At 74.7% G+C, this 17,740-nt stretch carries 12 protein-coding genes; 5 read left to right on the forward strand and 7 right to left on the reverse strand.

The annotated features are described in order from the left end of the window. The first annotated feature begins 85 nt into the window (after positions 1–85). On the forward strand, positions 86–1,492 hold the full coding sequence (locus DP939_RS12155; RefSeq protein ID WP_113980785.1) for a serine/threonine-protein kinase: 1,407 nt from the start codon (positions 86–88) through the stop codon (positions 1,490–1,492). Positions 1,493–1,611: 119 nt separating this feature from the next. Further along, positions 1,612–1,914, forward strand: a complete 303-nt coding sequence (locus tag DP939_RS12160; protein WP_147267964.1) for a hypothetical protein — start codon at positions 1,612–1,614, stop codon at positions 1,912–1,914. A gap of 20 nt (positions 1,915–1,934) precedes the next feature. On the opposite strand, the gene DP939_RS46145 is transcribed toward DP939_RS12160, so the two are convergent. The 7 genes from DP939_RS46145 to DP939_RS12185 form a co-directional block, all read right to left on the reverse strand. Then, positions 1,935–2,081 (reverse strand): hypothetical protein, encoded by a 147-nt coding sequence (locus DP939_RS46145; protein WP_158578549.1) that lies wholly within the window; start codon positions 2,079–2,081, stop codon positions 1,935–1,937. 12 nt (positions 2,082–2,093) lie between these two features. Further along, a complete protein-coding gene (locus DP939_RS49100) occupies positions 2,094–4,526 on the reverse strand; it encodes a helix-turn-helix transcriptional regulator (RefSeq protein ID WP_318656280.1) in 2,433 nt (810 codons plus the stop codon). Continuing rightward, positions 4,430–4,963 carry an AAA family ATPase gene (locus tag DP939_RS46155; RefSeq protein WP_158578550.1) on the reverse strand — a complete coding sequence of 178 codons (534 nt, stop codon included), beginning with the start codon at positions 4,961–4,963 and terminating at the stop codon, positions 4,430–4,432. Before DP939_RS46155 ends, DP939_RS49100 begins: the two co-directional genes overlap by 97 nt. 139 nt (positions 4,964–5,102) lie before the next feature. After that, on the reverse strand, positions 5,103–7,193 hold the full coding sequence (locus DP939_RS12170) for a transglutaminase family protein (protein ID WP_113980787.1): 2,091 nt from the start codon (positions 7,191–7,193) through the stop codon (positions 5,103–5,105). A gap of 178 nt (positions 7,194–7,371) precedes the next feature. Then, the gene (locus tag DP939_RS12175) at positions 7,372–8,511 is read right to left on the reverse strand and encodes a DUF58 domain-containing protein (RefSeq protein ID WP_113980788.1); all 1,140 of its coding nucleotides are present in this window, start codon (positions 8,509–8,511) and stop codon (positions 7,372–7,374) included. A 4-nt stretch (positions 8,512–8,515) separates the two neighbouring features. Next, complete coding sequence (locus DP939_RS12180; protein ID WP_113981133.1) at positions 8,516–9,469, reverse strand: AAA family ATPase; 954 nt, start codon at positions 9,467–9,469, stop codon at positions 8,516–8,518. 366 nt (positions 9,470–9,835) lie between these two features. Further along, complete coding sequence (locus DP939_RS12185) at positions 9,836–11,974, reverse strand: hypothetical protein (RefSeq protein ID WP_113980789.1); 2,139 nt, start codon at positions 11,972–11,974, stop codon at positions 9,836–9,838. A gap of 182 nt (positions 11,975–12,156) precedes the next feature. Here DP939_RS12185 and DP939_RS12190 point away from each other — a divergent pair, with 182 nt between their 5' ends. The 3 genes from DP939_RS12190 (at position 12,157) to DP939_RS12205 (ending at position 17,738) form a co-directional block, all read left to right on the forward strand. Further along, positions 12,157–13,380, forward strand: a complete 1,224-nt coding sequence (locus DP939_RS12190) for a hypothetical protein (protein WP_113981134.1) — start codon at positions 12,157–12,159, stop codon at positions 13,378–13,380. Between the two features lie 147 nt (positions 13,381–13,527). Beyond that, complete coding sequence (locus DP939_RS47770) at positions 13,528–14,802, forward strand: hypothetical protein (RefSeq protein ID WP_225878194.1); 1,275 nt, start codon at positions 13,528–13,530, stop codon at positions 14,800–14,802. Further along, positions 14,799–17,738 (forward strand): coiled-coil domain-containing protein, encoded by a 2,940-nt coding sequence (locus tag DP939_RS12205; protein ID WP_113980790.1) that lies wholly within the window; start codon positions 14,799–14,801, stop codon positions 17,736–17,738. Before DP939_RS47770 ends, DP939_RS12205 begins: the two co-directional genes overlap by 4 nt. The last annotated feature ends 2 nt before the right edge of the window (positions 17,739–17,740 follow it).

Consider the following 17,740-nt stretch of genomic DNA (forward strand, 5'->3'; position numbering starts at 1 on the left):
GTGCGCTTTCGCCCCACTAAGACGTGGTTTGCCGACTAAGATCTGCCCAACGGGGACACAGGGGGAGATACAAGCGGTGCAACCGATGGAGGAGGCTCCGGGTTACCGCGTTCTTGAGCAGGTCGGGCAGGGCGGCTTCGCCGTCGTGTACCGCGCCTACCAGGAGCGCCTGGACCGCCAGGTAGCGCTCAAGCTGCTGTCGGTGGACCGGGTGGACCAGCGCACGCTGCGCAGGTTCCAGCGGGAGTTGCAGCTCACCGGGCGGCTGACCGGGCACCCGAACGTGGTGACCGTCTTCGACACGGGGGCCACCCGGTCGGGGCGGCCGTACATCGCGATGGAGCTGTTCGAGGGCGGCTCGCTGCGCGACCGGCTGACCCGTGAGGGACCGCTGCCGGTGCCCGACGTGCTGCGCACCGGGGTGAAGCTGGCCGCCGCGCTCGCCGCCGTGCACGAGGCGGGCGTGCTGCACGGCGACATCAAGCCCCAGAACATCCTGATCTCCAAGTACGGCGAGCCCGCCATCGCCGACTTCGGCGTGGCCAGGGTCGTGGACATGGCGGAGGTGTCGGCGAGCGCGCACGCGTTCACCCCGCTGCACGCCGCGCCCGAGGTGCTGCGCGGCCAGCCGCACAGCGTGCCCTCCGACATCTACTCCCTGGGGTCCACCCTCTACCACCTGCTCGCCGGGCAGCCCGCCTTCCACAGCCCGACCGACTCCTCGATCGCGCCGCTGATGCTGCGGGTGCTGAGCCGTCCGCCGCCGCCGATCCCGCGCGGCGACGTCCCGCCGCAGGTGATCGAGGCGATCAACCGGGCGATGGCCAAGGAGCCGCAGGAGCGATACCCGTCCGCCCGGGCCATGGCCGGACGGCTCCAGCGGCTGCAGATGGAGCTGGGACTGCCGGTCACCGACATCATCGGCGGCGATCCGGTGACCGCCGAGCCCGGCGACCCGGCTCCGGCCCCTTCTGCCCGTTCGGCCACGCTCGCCATCGCGCCCAAGTCCAGGGTGCGCACGCACCTGGCGGTGGGCATGGTGGCGGCGGCGCTGGCCGGGGCGGGGGTCGGCGTGGCGGTGTTCGTGGCGGGGAAGGACGGCACGCCCGGCAAGGGCCCGTCCACCCCGGCGACCTCGTCGGCCGCCGCGACTCAGGCGCCCGAGCAGGCGATCGATCCGGGGGCGGTCAGGGCGCTCGCGCCCCGGCGGCTGAAGGTCGTCTCCGACGGCGGGGCCACGGTCACGCTGCGCTGGACGCTGCCCGGCGCGGCCAGGGACTATCCGCTGGTGCTCCAGCGCGAGCCCGCCCACGGCCAGCAGACGACCGTGCTCGAACGCGGCGCGACCTCCACGCGGGTGCTGGGGCTGCGGCCCCGCTCGGGATACTGCTTCGTGGTCGGCGTCCCGCTCAGCATCGGCCAGGAGTCGACGACCGCATGGTCGCGGCCCGCCTGCATCCGCGGCGCGCGCCCCCAGTCCTCATCCGGCTGAACGGGGACGCCCTTTTCGGACACAGGGCGGCCGGCAGGACGTGCTTGACGCGCTTCTTTTTGTTTAAGAAAGTTTCCTAAAGGAAAGCTCGACCCCCCTCGCAGCCGAAGGAAGCGCACATGGCAAGAAACCGGCTCGTGGCCGCGTCCGCCACCGCCATGCTCACCGCGTCACTACTGATGGTCTCCACGTCCCCCGCACAGGCCGCCCCCACAAACTGCAGTAGATGGCAGAGCGGATACTGGGCCTACAGCAAGTGCACGAGCGGCACCGGCACGCACTCGGTCACCGCGTACGGTCAGCACGTGAACCCGTGGAACGGACCGTGGGCCGTGGAGGGCCCACGGGTGGGAGTGGGCGAGACGTCGGCGGTCAACTTCCCGGGCACCATCCAGCAGGTCTACGTCAACCTGTACGACTGACCGACGCCACACCCCACTCGTCACCTGCGCCCGCCGAACGCCCAGTCGTGGACCTCCACGCCGGTGTATCGGCCGGCCGTCAGGACGTCGCGCGCCGCGTCCGGGCCCGGCGCCCGGAGCAGCGCCGCTGAGCCGGGCCGGTCGCGGTGGTGACAGAAGAACTCCACGCCGGACGCCTCTCACGGAGTGGGGGCGAAGAGGCCGAGGCGGTGGGCGGTGGCGGCGGCCTCGCCACGGGTGGCGGCCCCGAGCTTGGCCAAGATGTTGGAGACGTGGACGCTGACGGTCTTGACCGAGATGAACAGCTCCTCGCCGATCTCGCGGTTGCTGAGGCCGTCGGCGACCAGGCGGAGCACCCCGGTCTCGCGGGCGGTGAGGCCGAGCGGCGGGCCATCGGCCGCCGGCTCGCCGCCCAGGGCGATCCGCGCCCGGCGGGCCAGCGTGTCGATCCGGGTGGTCAGCGGCGCGGCGGCCAGCCGCAGGGCCGCCTCCGACGCCTTGGTCAGCCGCTCGGCCGCCGCGTCGCGCTCGCCGCAGGCGACGGCGGCCGACGCGGCCTCGAACAGGGCGCGGGCCCGGGGGTAGGGCTGGCCGAGCGCCGCCCAGGCCGCGGCGGCCGTGTCCCAGGCGGCCAGGGCCGCCTGGCCGCGCTCCCCCGCGGTGAGCGCGGCGAAGGCCAGGCCGTGGGCGTGCTGGACGTCTCCGGAGGTGCCGATCGTGCCGGCGTACTCGTGCAGGCCGGGCACCGGCGGCCCGCCGAGACCGGCCACCGCGACCAGCAGCGGCCAGGAGTAGCGGGGGCTGACCGTGAGGTCTTCTTCGCGCAGCGCGCGCGCCGCGATCTCGCGGGCCTCCTCGACCCGGCCCCGCGCGGCCAGCAGGTCGATCTCGCGCCGGAGGTTGGGCAGCACGGTCTGGGCCCGGTAGGTGCCACGCCGCAGCAGGTCACGGATCTCGGCGAGCTGCCGCGCCGCGGTGTCGAGGCGCCCCCGGGCCAGGGACACGTCGGCGGCGTAGCCGATCAGGCTGGCCCGGAACGGCGGCGGCGGAACCAGCTCCAGGGCATGCTCGATCACCTCCAGCGCCTCGTCCCACCGGCCCAGCGACACCAGCGGCTCGGCGAGGTTGATGGACAGGAACGCGCCCTGGGTGCGGGCCAGCCCGACGCTCGCGGCGTGCGCGATGCCGCGGCGCGCGACCTGCGCGGCCTCCTCGTGACGGCCCGCGCCCTCCAGCGCGTCGGACTTGGAGATGTCGTTGCGGTTGACCGCGGACACGGCCGAGGACCGCACGGCCAGCTCCCTCGCGGTGTCGAACAGCGGCATGTGCGGCGCCAGGTCGTAGTCCAGGCAGCGGACCCAGGCGACGGTGGTCATCGCCTCGGCCTCGGTGGCGGCGTCGCCGACCAGGTGGGCCGCCTCGATCGCCTCCAGCGCCTGGGCCTCCTTCTCCGCCCAGTCGCTCGGCTCGTACATCATCCGGCTGAGGTTCTCCATCAACTGGCCGCGCAGCTTGGTCGGCGGGTCGGCGGGCACCAGCAGCATGGCGGAGCGCAGGTCGTCGATGTAGCCGGGCCGCCCCAGGTCGTACTTGACCAGGCCGCGGGACCGCAGCAGGCGGGCGGCGCGCAGCGGCTCGGCCGCAGGGTCGGTCTCGCCGAGCGCCGTGGTGGCCATGGCCAGCGCCCGCTCGAACTCACCGGCCAGGTGCGCCACGGTGGCGCCGTGGCGGAGCACCTCGACGTGGTCGGCGCCGATCCGGCCGGCCGCGCCGGGCACCCGGTCCCACAGCTCCAGCACCCTGGTCAGCATCCGGAACTGCTCGATGTAGGCGGCCGACCGGCGCGCGGCGGCGGCCGCGTGCCAGGCGCTGACCAGCGCCTGGGTGGTGTCGTGCGCCTCGTGCCAGTGGTAGGCCAGCTCGATCTCGCCGCGCGGGGTGGGCAGCAGCCCGGGGTGGGCGGCCAGGGCCTCGGCGAACCGGGTGTGCAGCCGGGCGCGCTCGCCGGGCAGCAGGTCCTCGTGGACGGCCTCGTGGATCAGCGCGTGGCGGAAGGCGTAACCCTCGGCGTCGGCGGTGAGGACGTTGCCCGCCACGGCGGGCCGCAGCGCCTGGGACAGCTCGTGATCGCCCAGCCCGGCGACGGCGGCGAGCAGGGCGTGCTCGATCCTGGCCCCACCGGCGCTGGCCACCCGCAGCAGCTCCTGGGTCTCCTCCGGCAGCCGCTCCACGCTGGCCAGCAGCAGGTCGCGCAGCGAGTCGGGGACGGCGTCGCGCTCGCCGCCGAGCAGGGCCTCGACGAACAGCGGGTTGCCCTCGCTGCGGGCATAGATCAGGTCGATGTCCGCCATCGCGGGCGCGCCGTCGAGGATGCCTGTGGCCTGCTGGATCACCTCGCGGCGGCTGAGCCTGGGCAGCTCCATGCGGGTCACCCGCTCCATCCGGCCCAGCTCGGCGAGCATCGGGCGCAGCGGGTGCTTGCGGTGGATCTCGTCGGCCCGGTAGGTCACCACGATCAGCATGCGGGCGTCGGAGGGCTGGTAGCGAACCAGGAAGGTGAGCAGGTCGCGGGTGGAGCCGTCGGCCCAGTGCGCGTCTTCGATGACCAGCACGGTCGGCTCGCGCTCGGCGAGCCGGTCGAGCAGGCCGAGGACGTGCTCGACAGCCGGGCGCGGGCCTGCGGGCCGTCGTCGTCGGGCTCGCCGAACTCCGGCAGCAGCCGGGCCAGCCCCCTGGCCGAGCCGCCCGGCAGCAGCGCGGCGATCGCCTCGCGGCCGAGGTCGCGGGTCAGCGTGCGCAGCACCGCCGCGAAGGGCGCGAACGGCAGGCCGTCGTGGCCCAGCTCAAGGCAGCCGCCGACCAGCACCCGGACATCGCCGCCCGCGCGGGCCGCGAACTCGCGGATCAGGCGGGTCTTGCCGACCCCCGCCTCACCGCCGACCAGCATGGTGGAGGCGCTGCCCTCGCGCGCGAGGCCGAGGGCACGCGTCAGGCCCGCCAGCTCGCCGGACCTGCCGACGAACCTCGGGCTCACCACTCGCGTGCTCACGCCCAAAAGCATGCCATCCGGCACCGACGTTTCCCGCCCCCGCTCATCGCCGCAGGCTGCGCGGGTGCAGCCGGCGGGCGGCGGGGGTGCGCCTGACGATCAGGCACGCCATCCGGCACCGACGTTCTCCGCCTGCGGCTCATCGCCGCAGGCTGCGTGGGTGCAGCCGGCGGCGCAACCTGCGGGCGGCAGGGGTGCGCCTGACGATCAGGCGATGTACGGCGTCGCTGCGCCGCCACGCCTCCTCCGCGTCTTCGTGGGCGACCTGCTCCGGGGCGAATCGCACATAGTTCGAGATGTGCGCCAATGGCGTGAGATGCGACACCAGATCATCGCCGTGCGCGTCACCGCCGCGCGCGGTCACCTCCTGGGCGGTCAGCGCGCTCTCCGCCGACAGCCCCAGGTCGTCGCACGCCTGCCGCCAGGCGCCCGCGACCCGTGCGCCGGGGTCGCCCGTCGTACGCCTGCGGCGACGCCGCCACCAGGGCAGCGCGGCGGCCAGCAGGACGTAACAGACGGCGAGCGCGCCCGCTGCGAGTACGGCGATCAGCCACCAGGCGGGGCCGCCGCCGGGGGTGGCGCGCCCGTCGCCGTCGCCGGGGCCGGTCTTGGGGCGCGGCTTGTTCTCGGTGGCCTTGCCCAGCTGTTCCTTGAGCCGCTGGCGGTCCTTCTCCACGGCGGACACGACGTCGTGGCGGTCCTTGGAACCGCTGCGCGGAGGAGTCGGGTCGAAGGCCAGCCAGCCCACGCCGTCGAACTTCACCTCCGCCCAGGCGAGGACATCGCCGGTGCGGACGTGGAAGGTCCCGTCCGTGCGCTCGCCGGGGCGGAAGCCGACCACGACCCTGCTGGGCAGGCCGATGGTCCGCGCCAGCAGCGCGTACGTGGACGCGAACTGCTCGGAAGTGCCCCGGCGCGACTGGCGCAGGAAGTAGTCCAGGCCGGGCAGCGAGTGGCCGGGCGGCGCGGTGATGTCGTACTTGGCGGCCGAGCGCATGAACGCCTCCAGGGCCTCGGCCTGCTGGTAGGGCAGTTCGGCGCCGCCGGTCGCCTGCCGGGCCAGCCTGGCGAACGCGGCGCGCTGCGGTCCCTTGGGGAAGTCGAGCAGGGCGGGGTCGGCGGTGGCGGCCGAATTGTCCAGGTCCGCCGCTTCGGGGCGGGCGATGCGCGAGGTCACCTGGTAGGTGAGGCCCTTCCTCGGGTCCGCGGTCGCCACGAGCGTGCCGCTTTCGGGGTCGGCGGCGACCTTGGGGGCACCGGCGACCCACGTCGGGCGCTGCGCGGCGGGCAGCCAGCGGTCCCGCAGCCCGGCCAGGGTGAACGTCTGCTGGACGGTGTAGAACCGGCCCTGCCGCTCCTCGTCGGGCACGCGCCCCCCGGTCGGGCGGAACTTCGCCGATGACGTCCAGCGGACCCCGTCGTAGCGGTCGAGCACGGCGAGCCGCCAGTTCAGCGGCGTCTGGGAGCGGACGGTGAACAGGTCGGTCTCCGGCCGCCGCAGCCAGGCGGAGACCCGGTCCAGCGGGCTGACGCTGTCGAAGCGGACGGGTTGCGGCGGTACGGCGTCGGCGCGCGGGTTGTACGGCTCGGCCGCCACCGGCAGCAGCGGGCCGAGCAGCATCGCCACGGCGGCGAGCGCGGCCAGCGCGGGCACCCCGGCCGCCGCCCACAGCGGCGGGCGGGCGTCGGCGAGCAGGGACAGCGCCGCCACCAGCGCCGCCACGGCGGCGGCGACCGGGAGGTTGGAGCCGGGCCCGTCCACGCCGAGCAGCAGCGCGGCCACGAACACGGCGATGGCGGGCAGGCCGGGCGCGGCGCGGGTCCTGGTGCGCGTCACCAGTTCGGCGCCGATCAGCGCGGCGGCCCACACGAGGGTGTAGACGAGGATGATCAGTGCGGGCTCGCCCGGGGCGGGCAGCAGCGTCGTGAGCAGGGCGTGCCAGGAGTTCGCCAGGTCGGTGACGGCGCGGGCGGCCACGGCGGGCTGCGCCTCGCCGTACACGAACACCGCCGCGCCCACCGGCCACAGGAGCAGGTCGGCCAGCAGGGCGAGCCACAGCGGCCGTCCCGCGCACAGCAACGCGACCAGCACCGGCCCCGCCGCCGCCACGGGCACGGCGGGCAGCAGGTCCCCCGGGTCGAAGACCCGCGCGAACCCCCACCCCGCGACCCCGGCCACCACCCCGGCCACCGCGAGCCTGACGACACCCACCCAGCCCAAGCCGGTCATCGCACCCCCTCCCCCCACAAGGCGGACACCAACTCCCCCGGCCGCGCCACGGGCCTCCCCACCGAACCAAGGACCACCCGGCCCATACCGCCCGCGCCAGACCGATCAAGCCCCCGCCGCACTACGAGCCTCCCCTGCGAGCCGTGGGCCGCCCCGGGCCGGGTGTGGGCCGGGCGGGTCATCGGGTGGCTCCTCGCCAGGTGGCGGGGAGTTCGTCCAGGGTGGTGAGGTCGAGGACGGTGACGCCGGGGGGTGTGGCCGGGCGGGGCGCGGGGCCGGCGGTGCAGCGCAGCAGTACGACGCGGTCGAAGCGGCGTCGGGCGGCCGACGCCTGGGGCACGCCGTCCGCGGCCAGGGCGGTGTCGCCGGACACCAGCACGAGCGCGCCGCCGCCGCGCGCCAGGCGTACCGCCTCGGTCACCCCGGAGTCTCCCGGGGTCACGGTGGCCAGCCGGTCCAAGATGGTCTCCGCGTCCTGCGGCCCGCCCTTGACCTCGGCCAGCAGGCCCCGCCCGGTGACGACCTTGACGGGGAAGCCCGCGCCCGCCGCCGCGACCGCCACCGAGGCCGCCGCGTCCACCGCGGTCTCGAACAGCTCCGCCGACGCGTACGCGCCCTCGCGGGTGTCGAGCACGACCGTAGTGCCGGGCAGGCTGGCGTCCACGAGCCGGCGGACCATCAGCGTGCCGGTGCGGGCGCTGGACCGCCAGTGGACGTGGCGCAGGTCGTCGCCGACGACGTACTCCCGCAAGGTGTGGAAGGTCGCGGTCCCGGCGGGCGCGTTGTCGCTGGTCGGCCCTTCCAGGTTGGGCGCGCGCCCGGAGGGCAGCACGGGGACGACCACCGTGCGCGGCCGGACCAGGAGCGTGGCCGCCTCGCCGTACCGGCGGACCCGGCGGGTGAGCCCCAGCGGATCGGCGCGGACCAGGTGCAGCGGCCCGACCGGGATCTCGCCCCTAGCCTGCGTGGGCAGCGGATAGCTCACCGAACGGGTGGTCGCCCTGGCGATGCCGGGAACGTCCACGCCGCGTTCGGTACCGCCGAAGCGGTCGCGGGCGCGCAGGCCGCGCAGGGTCCATCGGCCCTGGTTGTGGATGTGCAGCACGGCGACGGCCGCCTCGCCCCTCGGCACCTTCAGCGGCGTGATCTCCCTGTGCACGCCGAGCCTGGTACGCGGCGCGGTCCACAGCAGCGCCGCGCCGAGCGCCAGCACCGCCCCGCAGGCCAGCACGGCCAGCTCCGGGTAGCCGAGCGGGAACGCGGCGGCGTACAGGACCACGGCCCCCGCCGCGGCGCCCCGGCCCAGCGGGGTGAGCATGCGCCTACACCCCGGCGAGCGCCTGCGGCACCGGCGTCCCGGCCAGGATCTCCCCCACCAGGGCGCCCGCCGTGCGCTCGCGCAGCTCCGCCTCCGGGGTGAGCACCAGGCGGTGCGCGAGCACCGGCGCGGCCAGCGCCTTGACGTCCTCGGGCACCACGTAGTGCCGCCCGGCCGCGGCGGCCCGCACCCTCGCCGCGCGCAGCAGCGCCAGGCTGGCGCGCGGGCTCGCGCCCAGCCGGATCTCCGGCGAGGTACGCGTCGCGGCGACCACGCCGACCACGTAGTCGTAGATCGGGTCGGCCACGTGGATGCGCGTCGCGAAGTCGATCATTCCGGCCACGTCCGAGGCCCGGGCCACCACCGGCAGCCGCTCCACCTGGGGCCCGGTCGGCATCCCCTTGAGCATCTGGACCTCGGCCGCGGGGTCGGGGTAGCCCACGGAGATCCGCATCAGGAACCGGTCGAGCTGCGCCTCCGGCAGCGGGTAGGTGCCGTCCATGTCCACCGGGTTCTGGGTGGCGACGACCAGGAACGGGCGGGGCACCGGATGGGGTTCGGAGTCGACGGTCACCCGGCGCTCCTCCATGACCTCCAGCAGCGCCGACTGGGTCTTGGGCGAGGCGCGGTTGATCTCGTCGCCGAGCACGATGTTGGCGAACACCGGGCCCTGGTGGAACTCGAACGTCCTGGACGCCTGGTTGAAGATCGACACGCCGGTGATGTCGGAGGGCAGCAGGTCCGGGGTGAACTGGATGCGCCGCCAGGTGGCTTCCACGCTGGCCGCGATGGCGCGGGCGAGGGTGGTCTTGCCGGTGCCCGGTACGTCCTCGATCAGCAGGTGGCCTTCGGAGAAGAGGCAGATCAGGGCCAGTTCGACGGCTTCGCGCTTGCCGCGGATGATGCGCTCGATGTTCTCGGCGAGCAGGTTGAAGCGCTGCGCGAACTGCCCGGCCAGCGCGGCCGCCTCGTTCTGGGGTCCACTCTGTTCGAGTTGTCCTGTTTGCCCGGGGTACCCGGTCCCGTTGTGCGCCGGGGCGGCCCGGTGACCGCCGTGGGAGGCGGTGTGGCCGGGGGCCGGGTCCTGGCCGCCGTACGACCCGTACCCGGCCCCGTAGCCCGCCTGGCCGTTGGCGTGCCGCGGGTAGGACTGCTGCTCGCCGAGGTGGTCCTGGTGGCCCGCCGCTCCCCCGTGGTACGGCGGGCCGGGCGTGTGGCCCGGCAGGTCGTACGTCCCGTAGGACGTCTCCTGCTCCCGGTGACCGCCCTCCCCGTGAACCGGCGGCCGTCCGTACTGCTGATCGCTCACTGAGTCGCCCCCTTCTCAGTCATCGCACTGGAACAGCGGAGCGGCAGGGAACCCGCCCTTGGGCGTGGCCATCAGTGTGTCGCTGATGTAGGCGACGCCGCCGTTCCATTCGATGCGGTCCCAGACGTCACTGGTGCCGCCCTGCTCGTTGTCGGTGATCGTCTTGCCCTTGACCTGGCAGATCACGGTGAGCGACCGGTACTCGCCCTTCGGGATCCTGCCCACCTCGCAGCCGCCCTGGGGGCCGCACTGGATGAGGGAGTCGGTCGTCCCGTTGTTGGCGTTCTTGTAGGACTGCGTCGGATAGGCGAGGTCCACCGAGGTGGACACCGAGCCCTCGCCCTCCCCCGCCGCGTTGCGCGCCTTGAGGGTGAACTCGTGCTTGGCCGCGTTCTTCAGCCCGTCCACGCTGAACGAGGTGCCCTCGATCCCGTTCTTCTCCGCCGCCCCCGACAGCGTGTAGGTGGTGTCGCTTCCGGCGTTCTCCGGGGCGCTCCAGCTCAGGTCGGCGCCCTTGTTCTTGGGCTTCGCGGTGAACCCGCCGGGCTTGCCCGGCGCGACGCAGGGCTTGGCCCCGGCGCTGGGCTGCGAGCGGACCTCGCCGCCCTCCCAGTGGGCGACCACGGTGAAGCTGTAGTCCTTGTCGCAGTCGCCGCCCCTGAACTCGAACTGGTAGGGGCCGTTCCCGTCCACCCGCTGCGGGCTGATCTCGCCGCCGGACGGGGAGACCTCCACCGTGTAATGACGTACCTCGCCACCGTCGGACGGCGAGAACGTCACATCGACCTTGCCGGGACCGGGCCGGGCGCTGACCGTGCCCGGAGCGCCGGGGGCCTTGGGCGACGGGGTGGGCGTCGGTGTCGGCGCCTCGCTCTGTTCGGGGGTGGGGGTGGGGGTCCGCTTCCTGGTGGGCTCGGGGTCCGGCTCTTCCGGCTCCTCCTCGATGGGGGCCTGGGTCGGCGGCGTGGTCGGGTCGGGCTCACCGGTCGGGCGTGGCTTGATCGTGGGCATCGGTTTGGCGGTACGCGTCGGGCCGGGCACGTCCTGGTCGTTCTTGTCGATCTCGTGCCTGCGTCCGTCCACGTCGATCACGACCGCGCGGTCGCCGTGCTCGTCGTTCGCCCAGAGCTGGCCGTCCTTGACGAACACGTCCACGTCGCCGGGGCGACCGGCCACCGCGACCTCGCCCGGCGCGCCGCCGGTCGCGCTGTCCCACACGACCAGGCCGCCGGTCTCCTTGTTCGGGATGTAGATCCGGGTGCCGAGCACCTGGGGGACGCCCAGGGCCTCGGGGGCGGCGACGGTGGACAGCTTGACGCTCTGCGGGGCCCTGGAGTCGGTGTCGATGACGATCAGCAGCCCGTCCGGGCCGGGCACGAGGATGGGCGCGAGCGGGCCGTCGGTGGAGTTGGGGCCGAGTACCGGCTCCTCCTGCGCGGCGACCTCCCTGGGCAGCCCGATCCGGCCGGTGCCGCCGTCCTCGCCGATCACGACGGCGCTCGCGGAGCGGGTGTTGGTGACCACGGGCAGGCCGCCCGCGATGGTCAGGGACAGCGGGTCGCCCGCCTCGCCGACCTTCACCGGGACGCCCTTGACGCCGCCCTGCACGGGCACGACCTCGCCGGTGGCCGGGACGGGGACCCACAGTTTGCCGCCCCCGTCGATCCCCGCCGCGCCGAGCGGGCGGGGCAGCGCGATCGGAGAACCCACCGCGTTGAGCGTGGCCGGGTCGATGCGGCGCACGGTGCCCTCCGGATCGACCGCGTACGCCGACGTGCCGGACACGACGAACTGGAGCCCGGCGGTCTCGAAGTCGCGGGTCTGGGTCACCTTCAGCAGGCTCGGCTCGATCCGGCTGACCACGCCGGTCTCCTGGTCCACCAGCAGCACCGTGGAGCCGTCCTGGACGACGTCGAGCCGCCTGCCCTGCGAACCGGACGGGGTGATCCGGCCGTCCACCTCGCCGGACAGGCCGTTGGCGTGGACGACGGTGCCCCTGGCCTTGCTCCACAGCCACGCGCCCACGTCGGCGAGCCGGGGGTTGGCGCTGGACACCCCCACGCCGAAGACGGCCGCCGCCACGACCAGCGCGCCGACGATAGCCGCTGCGACGACCGCGGTGGCGCGGTCACCACGCGGCCTGGCGATCTTCACCCTGTTCACCCCGTGCGCCAGATAACCCGTGCTTTGCCCCCGATTTACCGAACGTCACCCTAGCGCAGCGTCACCGGCCGACCTCGACGTTCCAACCATTGCTGATGTTTTCCGCCCGGTTCCCCGAGGGCGGCGATTCGCGCGGTCCAGGTTTGTCGGCCGCAAGCCGTACCGTAGTGCGCGTGCCCGAGACCGACCACGAGATCACGCTGGACGCCGCCCTCAGCGAGGAGGCCGTCCTCGCGACCTACCGCCGCATGTTCGCGGCGCTCGCCAGGGACAGCGGCGCGGTCGTGGACGATCCGGCGCTCGTCGACATCGCCGAGACGCTGTTCGCGGCCTTCGCCGAGGCGGGCGAGGACTGGCTGACCCACGAGCAGATGCGTTACGCCTGCCGCGCGCATCCCCCCGACCTGCTGGACAACCGGCTGCGGGTGCTGAAGGGGCTCGGCGCGATCCGCGAGGTCTTCCCCAAGCCCAACCAGCTCCGCTACCGCGCGTCGTTCACCAGCGTGGTGGGGCTGATGTTCATCCGCCGGATGATGGACGACGGCGGCCAGTCCGAGATGCACCGGCTGCTGGCGCTGGAAGACCTCAACGTCGCCGACCCGCGCACGACCATGGAGCAGGCGGCCGAGAGCGCGGGCAACCTGGCGCGGGCGTTCCGGCTGTGGGCGCTTGAGCTGATCACGCTCAGCGCGGGCACCATCGAGGAGCTGCGCGAGCAGGCCCCCAAGCTGTGGGGCACCGAGGAGATCGCGCGGCGCGCGCAGGGGCTGCACGGCACGATCCTCACCCGCTGGCCGCAGCTCGACCGCACCTGCACCGAGCTGCGCGCGGCGATCTACGCCTACAGCGACGCCTCCCGCCGCGCGGCGGGGCGGCTCGCCGACTCGGCGGGCACCACCCGCAACCTCACCCTGCTGCCGTCGGAGACGTGGCGGACCTTCACCCAGACCGCGTCCAAGGAGCGGCTGGCCGCGGTGCTCGACGGGTTCGTCTTCGACGCGCCCGCGCCCTGGCACGATCCCGCCGAGATCGTCCACGCGGTCGACGAGGCCCCGCGCCCGGCGCCGGTCGCGCCCACGCCGCCCCGCTCCGCGCTGCCCGACGACGGGCCCGCCGACTCCCTCGACGGCGGCACCGCCGGGGCGCTGCGCCGGCTGGCCGAGGTCGCCGAGGAGGCGCTGGCCGGGCGCGACTCGGTCCCCGTCCAAGACCTGCTCGCCCACTCCGGCGAGTGGGTCTCGGCCCGCCGCCTGCTCGCCGACCTCGCCGCCGCCGACCTCAACCCCGAGCTCCCCTACCGCCTGCACTGGTCCGGCGCCCTGACCGCGGCTCCAGGCGCGGAGCCCGCCTGGCTCTCCCACGGCCACCTGGAAAGGACCGGCCATGACGACGCCTGACCCGCGATCCCGGGCGGCCGGGGCGCGCATCGGGAGGACCGGCCGTGCCGACCACTGACCCGCGCGACCCCGTGACCAGGCCGTACGCCGCACGGAGCGCCACCCCGCCCACAAGACCGCTCGGGCTGCCCCGGGAAAGGACCGGCCGTGCCGACCACTGACCCGCATCCCCCGGTGGCCGATGGCTTTGCCAGGGATGCCGCGGCGCATGCCAGGGCGCGGGCCACCGGGCCGCTGGTTTTGGCTCCTGGGGAGGGTGCGGCGGCCGGGATGGCGCGGCTGGCGCGGGGGGAGGGCACCGAGGTGGCGGTGCCGGTGTGGCCGGATGGGGCGAGTCCGTCGCTGTTGCTCGAATACCAGGTCGCCCCGATCTCGGCGGAGCGGTCCGGGGAGGCCAGGCGGGTGCTGGCGGCCTGCCTGAAGTGCTGCTGGACCGACCTCGCCGCCGACCCGTGGCCCGGCGAGCCCGCGCCGGTGGAGACCGTCCTTTCCGCCTACCGGGCGCTGATCGGGCGTACCGACGACCTGATGCGCAACTGGGCCATCGGGGCGCTGCGCCGGTTGCACGACTCGGCGTGGATCGTGCTCGCCGACGGCGAGGTACACCTGGGCCCGCGCTGCGCCACCTGGGCCGCCGAGTCGCACGCCCAGCTCCGCGAGCTGATGGGCCGCCTCCCCGATCCCGCCGACACCGTGACGGCCCTGCCGCTGGCCGAGCCGCCGCCGGGCGAGCGATCGGCCGTGGTCGCGGGCGAGCCGCTGGACGATGACCTGCTCGGCGCGTTCGACGAGCGGCGGCGGGCCGAGCTGGTGGCCGCCTTCATGGCGGTCGAGCACGCCGCCGAGCCGGTCCAGGAGGTACGCTTCGCCGCGCTGCGCGACCCCGCGCTGCGGCGCACGCTGGCGGAGATGCTCGCGCGGCGCGGCCGGGTGCTGATCCAGGCCCGCGAACGCTGGACCTCCGGCTACGACGAGGCCGCCGCCGCCACGGCGGGCACCACGCTGGGCGAGGCCGAGCGCGCGGTGCTCGTCCTGGTGCTCGTCCACTCGGTCGCGATCCCCCGCGCCGAGGGCCTGCTCGGCGAGGACACCTGGATGTCTCCGCACCCGGCCCCCGCAGAGGAGCTGCGCCGCCACACCCAGCTGCCGATCGGCGAGCTGGACACGGCCCTGCGCACGCTGCGCCAGGCCGGGCTGCTGACCCAGGTCAAGGCGGGCGAGGAGGCCGGAGGCTACGTACCGGGGCCGCAGTTCCACCGGCTCACACCGGCCGCCAGGAAGCGCCTGCAGGAGGAGCTGATCCTGGCCGCCGGGCCCAACACCCCGCTGGCGGCGGCCGTCCGCGCCAAGCGCAGGCCCGCCGGCGGCCCATCAGCGCCCCAAGACCACGCCGACCATGCGCGGAAGAGAGACGAGCGGTGACACGGGTAGAAAACCTCGTCGGCGACAGGGTGCTGATCGCCGTGCAGGCGGTCAACATCTCGCGGCTTTCCACGCACCCGGTGCCGACCGTGCCCGGCACGCTCATCGTCGTCGCCGGCGCCGGGCCGAAGGACTCCAACGGCGCGGGCAAGTCGTCCTTCATCGCCGCGATCACCGCGCTGCTCGGCGACGAGCAGTGGCGTTTCGCGTCCGGCGCCAAGGCGGTCTCCGAGCTGCTGTTCAACGCCGAGCTGGCCACCGGTGGCGGCGGCAGGCAGTGGGCCAGCGCCGACCACGGCTACATCGTCGGCGTTTTCGACACGCCCTCGGGCGGGCAGGAGGGCCCGGTCACGGTGTGGCTGCGGGTCAACCAGGAGGCCCCGCACCTGGAGATCCGCTGGACCGGCGGGGTCTACCTGGCCGCCGCGGCCTCCGAGGCCGAGCGGGTGGCCAGGGCCGACGAGATGTGGCTGACCCTGCCCCGCTCGGCGGGCCGCCGCGACGTGGTGGCCCGCGACCTCACCAAGGTCCTCTACGGCGACCGGGTGCGCTGCGTGTCGTTCCTGTCCACGTCCGTGCGCAGCAAGGTCGCCACCAACCTGCTGTCCCAGCCGCTCAACGAGATCTCCCCCGAGCGCATCTTCGAGGCCGTGGCCGCGCTGACCGGCCTGGACGCCGAGCTGGACCAGGAGCGCGAGGCCAGGCGCGACGAGCACGCCAGACGCGTGCGCGCCGCCCAGGCCGCCGCGCGGCTGCAGGAGTTCCAGGCCGAGTCGCGCACCCTGATCGACACCTTCGACCGGCGTGACGAGGCGCGCGTCCGCCTGGCCGACGCGCTGCGCTCCTGGAAGGGCAGACTCGCCCGCCGGGTCGCCGACACCGCCGCCCGTGACACCGCGCTCGCCGCCGAGCTGTCCCGGCACGAGGCGGCGGAGCAGGCCGCGGCCTCGGCCATGGCCGAGGTGAAGGCCGAGATCGCCACCCTGAAGGACGACACCCTGGACCGGCGGCTCGCCGAGGCGCGCAGGGAGCTGGCGGAGGCGCAGGCCAGGGCGGCGTCCCTCACCGCCGACCGCGCCGTCGCGGAGAACTCCGCGGACGAGCTGCGCGGGCAGATCCCGGCGCTGGAGGAGTTGCGCAGGCTCGCCGACGGACGCGCGGTGGCCGCCGCCGAGGCGGAGGTCGCGGCGGCCAGGCAGCGGCTCAACCTGGCGCTGAAGGCGCTCGGTGTGGCCGACCAGGAGGTCTCCGGCGCGTCCGCGGCGCTCGACGACGCCGAGGGCGGCCCGGCGGCGGCGCAGTTGCGCGCGCTGGCCGAGCGCGGGGTCGCGGCCAGCGGCCTGCTCGACGCGATCGACGTGGCCGAGCAGGCCCGCGACCACGCCGAGACCCGCGCCCTGCGCGGCTGGCCGCACGAGCACGCCGTGCTGGTCGACGCGGCCGATCTCGACTCCGCCGCCGCGGCGCTGGCCGGGCTGCCCGGTTCGGTGCTGGTGAGCGCGGCGGGCGTGACCGTCGTCGGGGCCTTCGAGGCGGTGGCGACCGGCAGGGAGGCGCGGATCAAGGCCGCCGAGCAGCGCCTGAACCGCGCCCGCGACGCGCAGGAGGAGGCCGCCGCGCTGGTCCGCGCCTGCGAGGACGGCGTGGCCGAGGCGGCGCGCCGGCTGGAGGGCGCGCGGGCGGCCGACCGGCTGGCCGAGATCGAACGCCGGCTCGCCGAGCGCCGCGAGCGCCTGACCGAGCTGACCGCCGCGCTCGCCGAGCTGGCCCCCAAGGTCGCCGCGGCCGACCGCGAGGTCGGCGCGCTCGACTTCCGGGCCCGCACCCGCGACATGGAGATCGAACGCCTGGAGGGCCGCCGCGCCCGGCACGACGGCGAGCTGGCCCAGGCCCGCGCCGAGCAGCAGCGGGTCGGCGCGGAGCGGGCCGCGCTCGGCCTGGCCGAGCTGGTCAGGGCGTTCGGGGGTGAGGCGGAGAGCGCCACCGAATGGCTCGCCGCGCTCGGCGAGGAGGAACGCCCGCTCACCGCGGAGGAGTGGTGGCGGGCCGCGGAGCGGCACCTGGACCGCGCGCTGCGCGACACCTTCCCCGGCGAGGACGAGGAGATGCCGGAGGAGCTGCGGTTCCTCATCCGCGAACGCACCGAGCCGGGCGCCGGGCGAACGACGCGCGAGCAGGCCACCTTCCCCGGCGTGTGCACGGCCCTGTCGTCCTATCTGCGCGGCCAGGAGGAGTACGAACGCCACCAGCGCCGGCAGATCGAGTCCCAACTCGCCACCCGGCAGCGCGACCTGGCCGCCGCCGACACCGGCGCGGAGGAGGCGGCCCGCTCCACCGCCGTGCACCGGGCGGCGCTGACCGCGGCGATCAAGGCGCGGCTGACCCGGGTGGCGGAGGAGTTCGAGCGGCTCGACCTGGCCTACGGCGGCTACGGGGCGACCATCGAGTTCCCGGTGCCGCCCGCGCCCGCCGATCCCGAGCAGCGGTGGGCCTGGAAGGTCGTGCCGAAGTGGCGGCGCGGCGAGGGTCAGGGGTTCGTCCCGTACAACCGCAGGGCCAACACCGCGCTGATGGACGAGAAGGCCGTCAAGCTGGTCTGCGCGGCGGCCATCGCCTCCTCCGGCGGCGGGCACCTGTGCCTGGTCCTCGACGAGCTGGGGCGCAACCTGGGCAAGGAGCACCGCAGGGAGGCCGTGGCGCTGTTCCGGCGGATCGGCGAGACGTACGGCATCACCGTCATCGGCGCACTCCAGGACGACATGGAGCCGTACGCCATCGACGCCTGCGGCCAGTACATCAAGCTGCGCCGCTCCTCCGACGCCATGCCGTACAACGAGCCCCCGGTGATCGTGGGCCACGACCAGCACGCCGAGCGCGTCCGCGAACTCGCCGCCTACGTCACCGAGTCCCGCCACCCCGCCCCTGCCCCCTCCTGATG

Origin of the sequence: Spongiactinospora rosea, from assembly GCF_003315795.1 — a bacterium.
Classification (GTDB): Bacteria; Actinomycetota; Actinomycetes; order Streptosporangiales; family Streptosporangiaceae; genus Spongiactinospora; species Spongiactinospora rosea.

Coding starts and splice junctions, on each gene's coding strand:
- DP939_RS12175 (WP_113980788.1), bottom strand. CDS start 8,511: ATGCTCACCCCGCTGGGCCGGGGCGCCGCGGCGGGGGCCGTGGTCCTG.
- DP939_RS12170 (WP_113980787.1), bottom strand. CDS start 7,193: ATGACCGGCTTGGGCTGGGTGGGTGTCGTCAGGCTCGCGGTGGCCGGG.
- DP939_RS12155 (WP_113980785.1), top strand. CDS start 86: ATGGAGGAGGCTCCGGGTTACCGCGTTCTTGAGCAGGTCGGGCAGGGC.
- DP939_RS12160 (WP_147267964.1), top strand. CDS start 1,612: ATGGCAAGAAACCGGCTCGTGGCCGCGTCCGCCACCGCCATGCTCACC.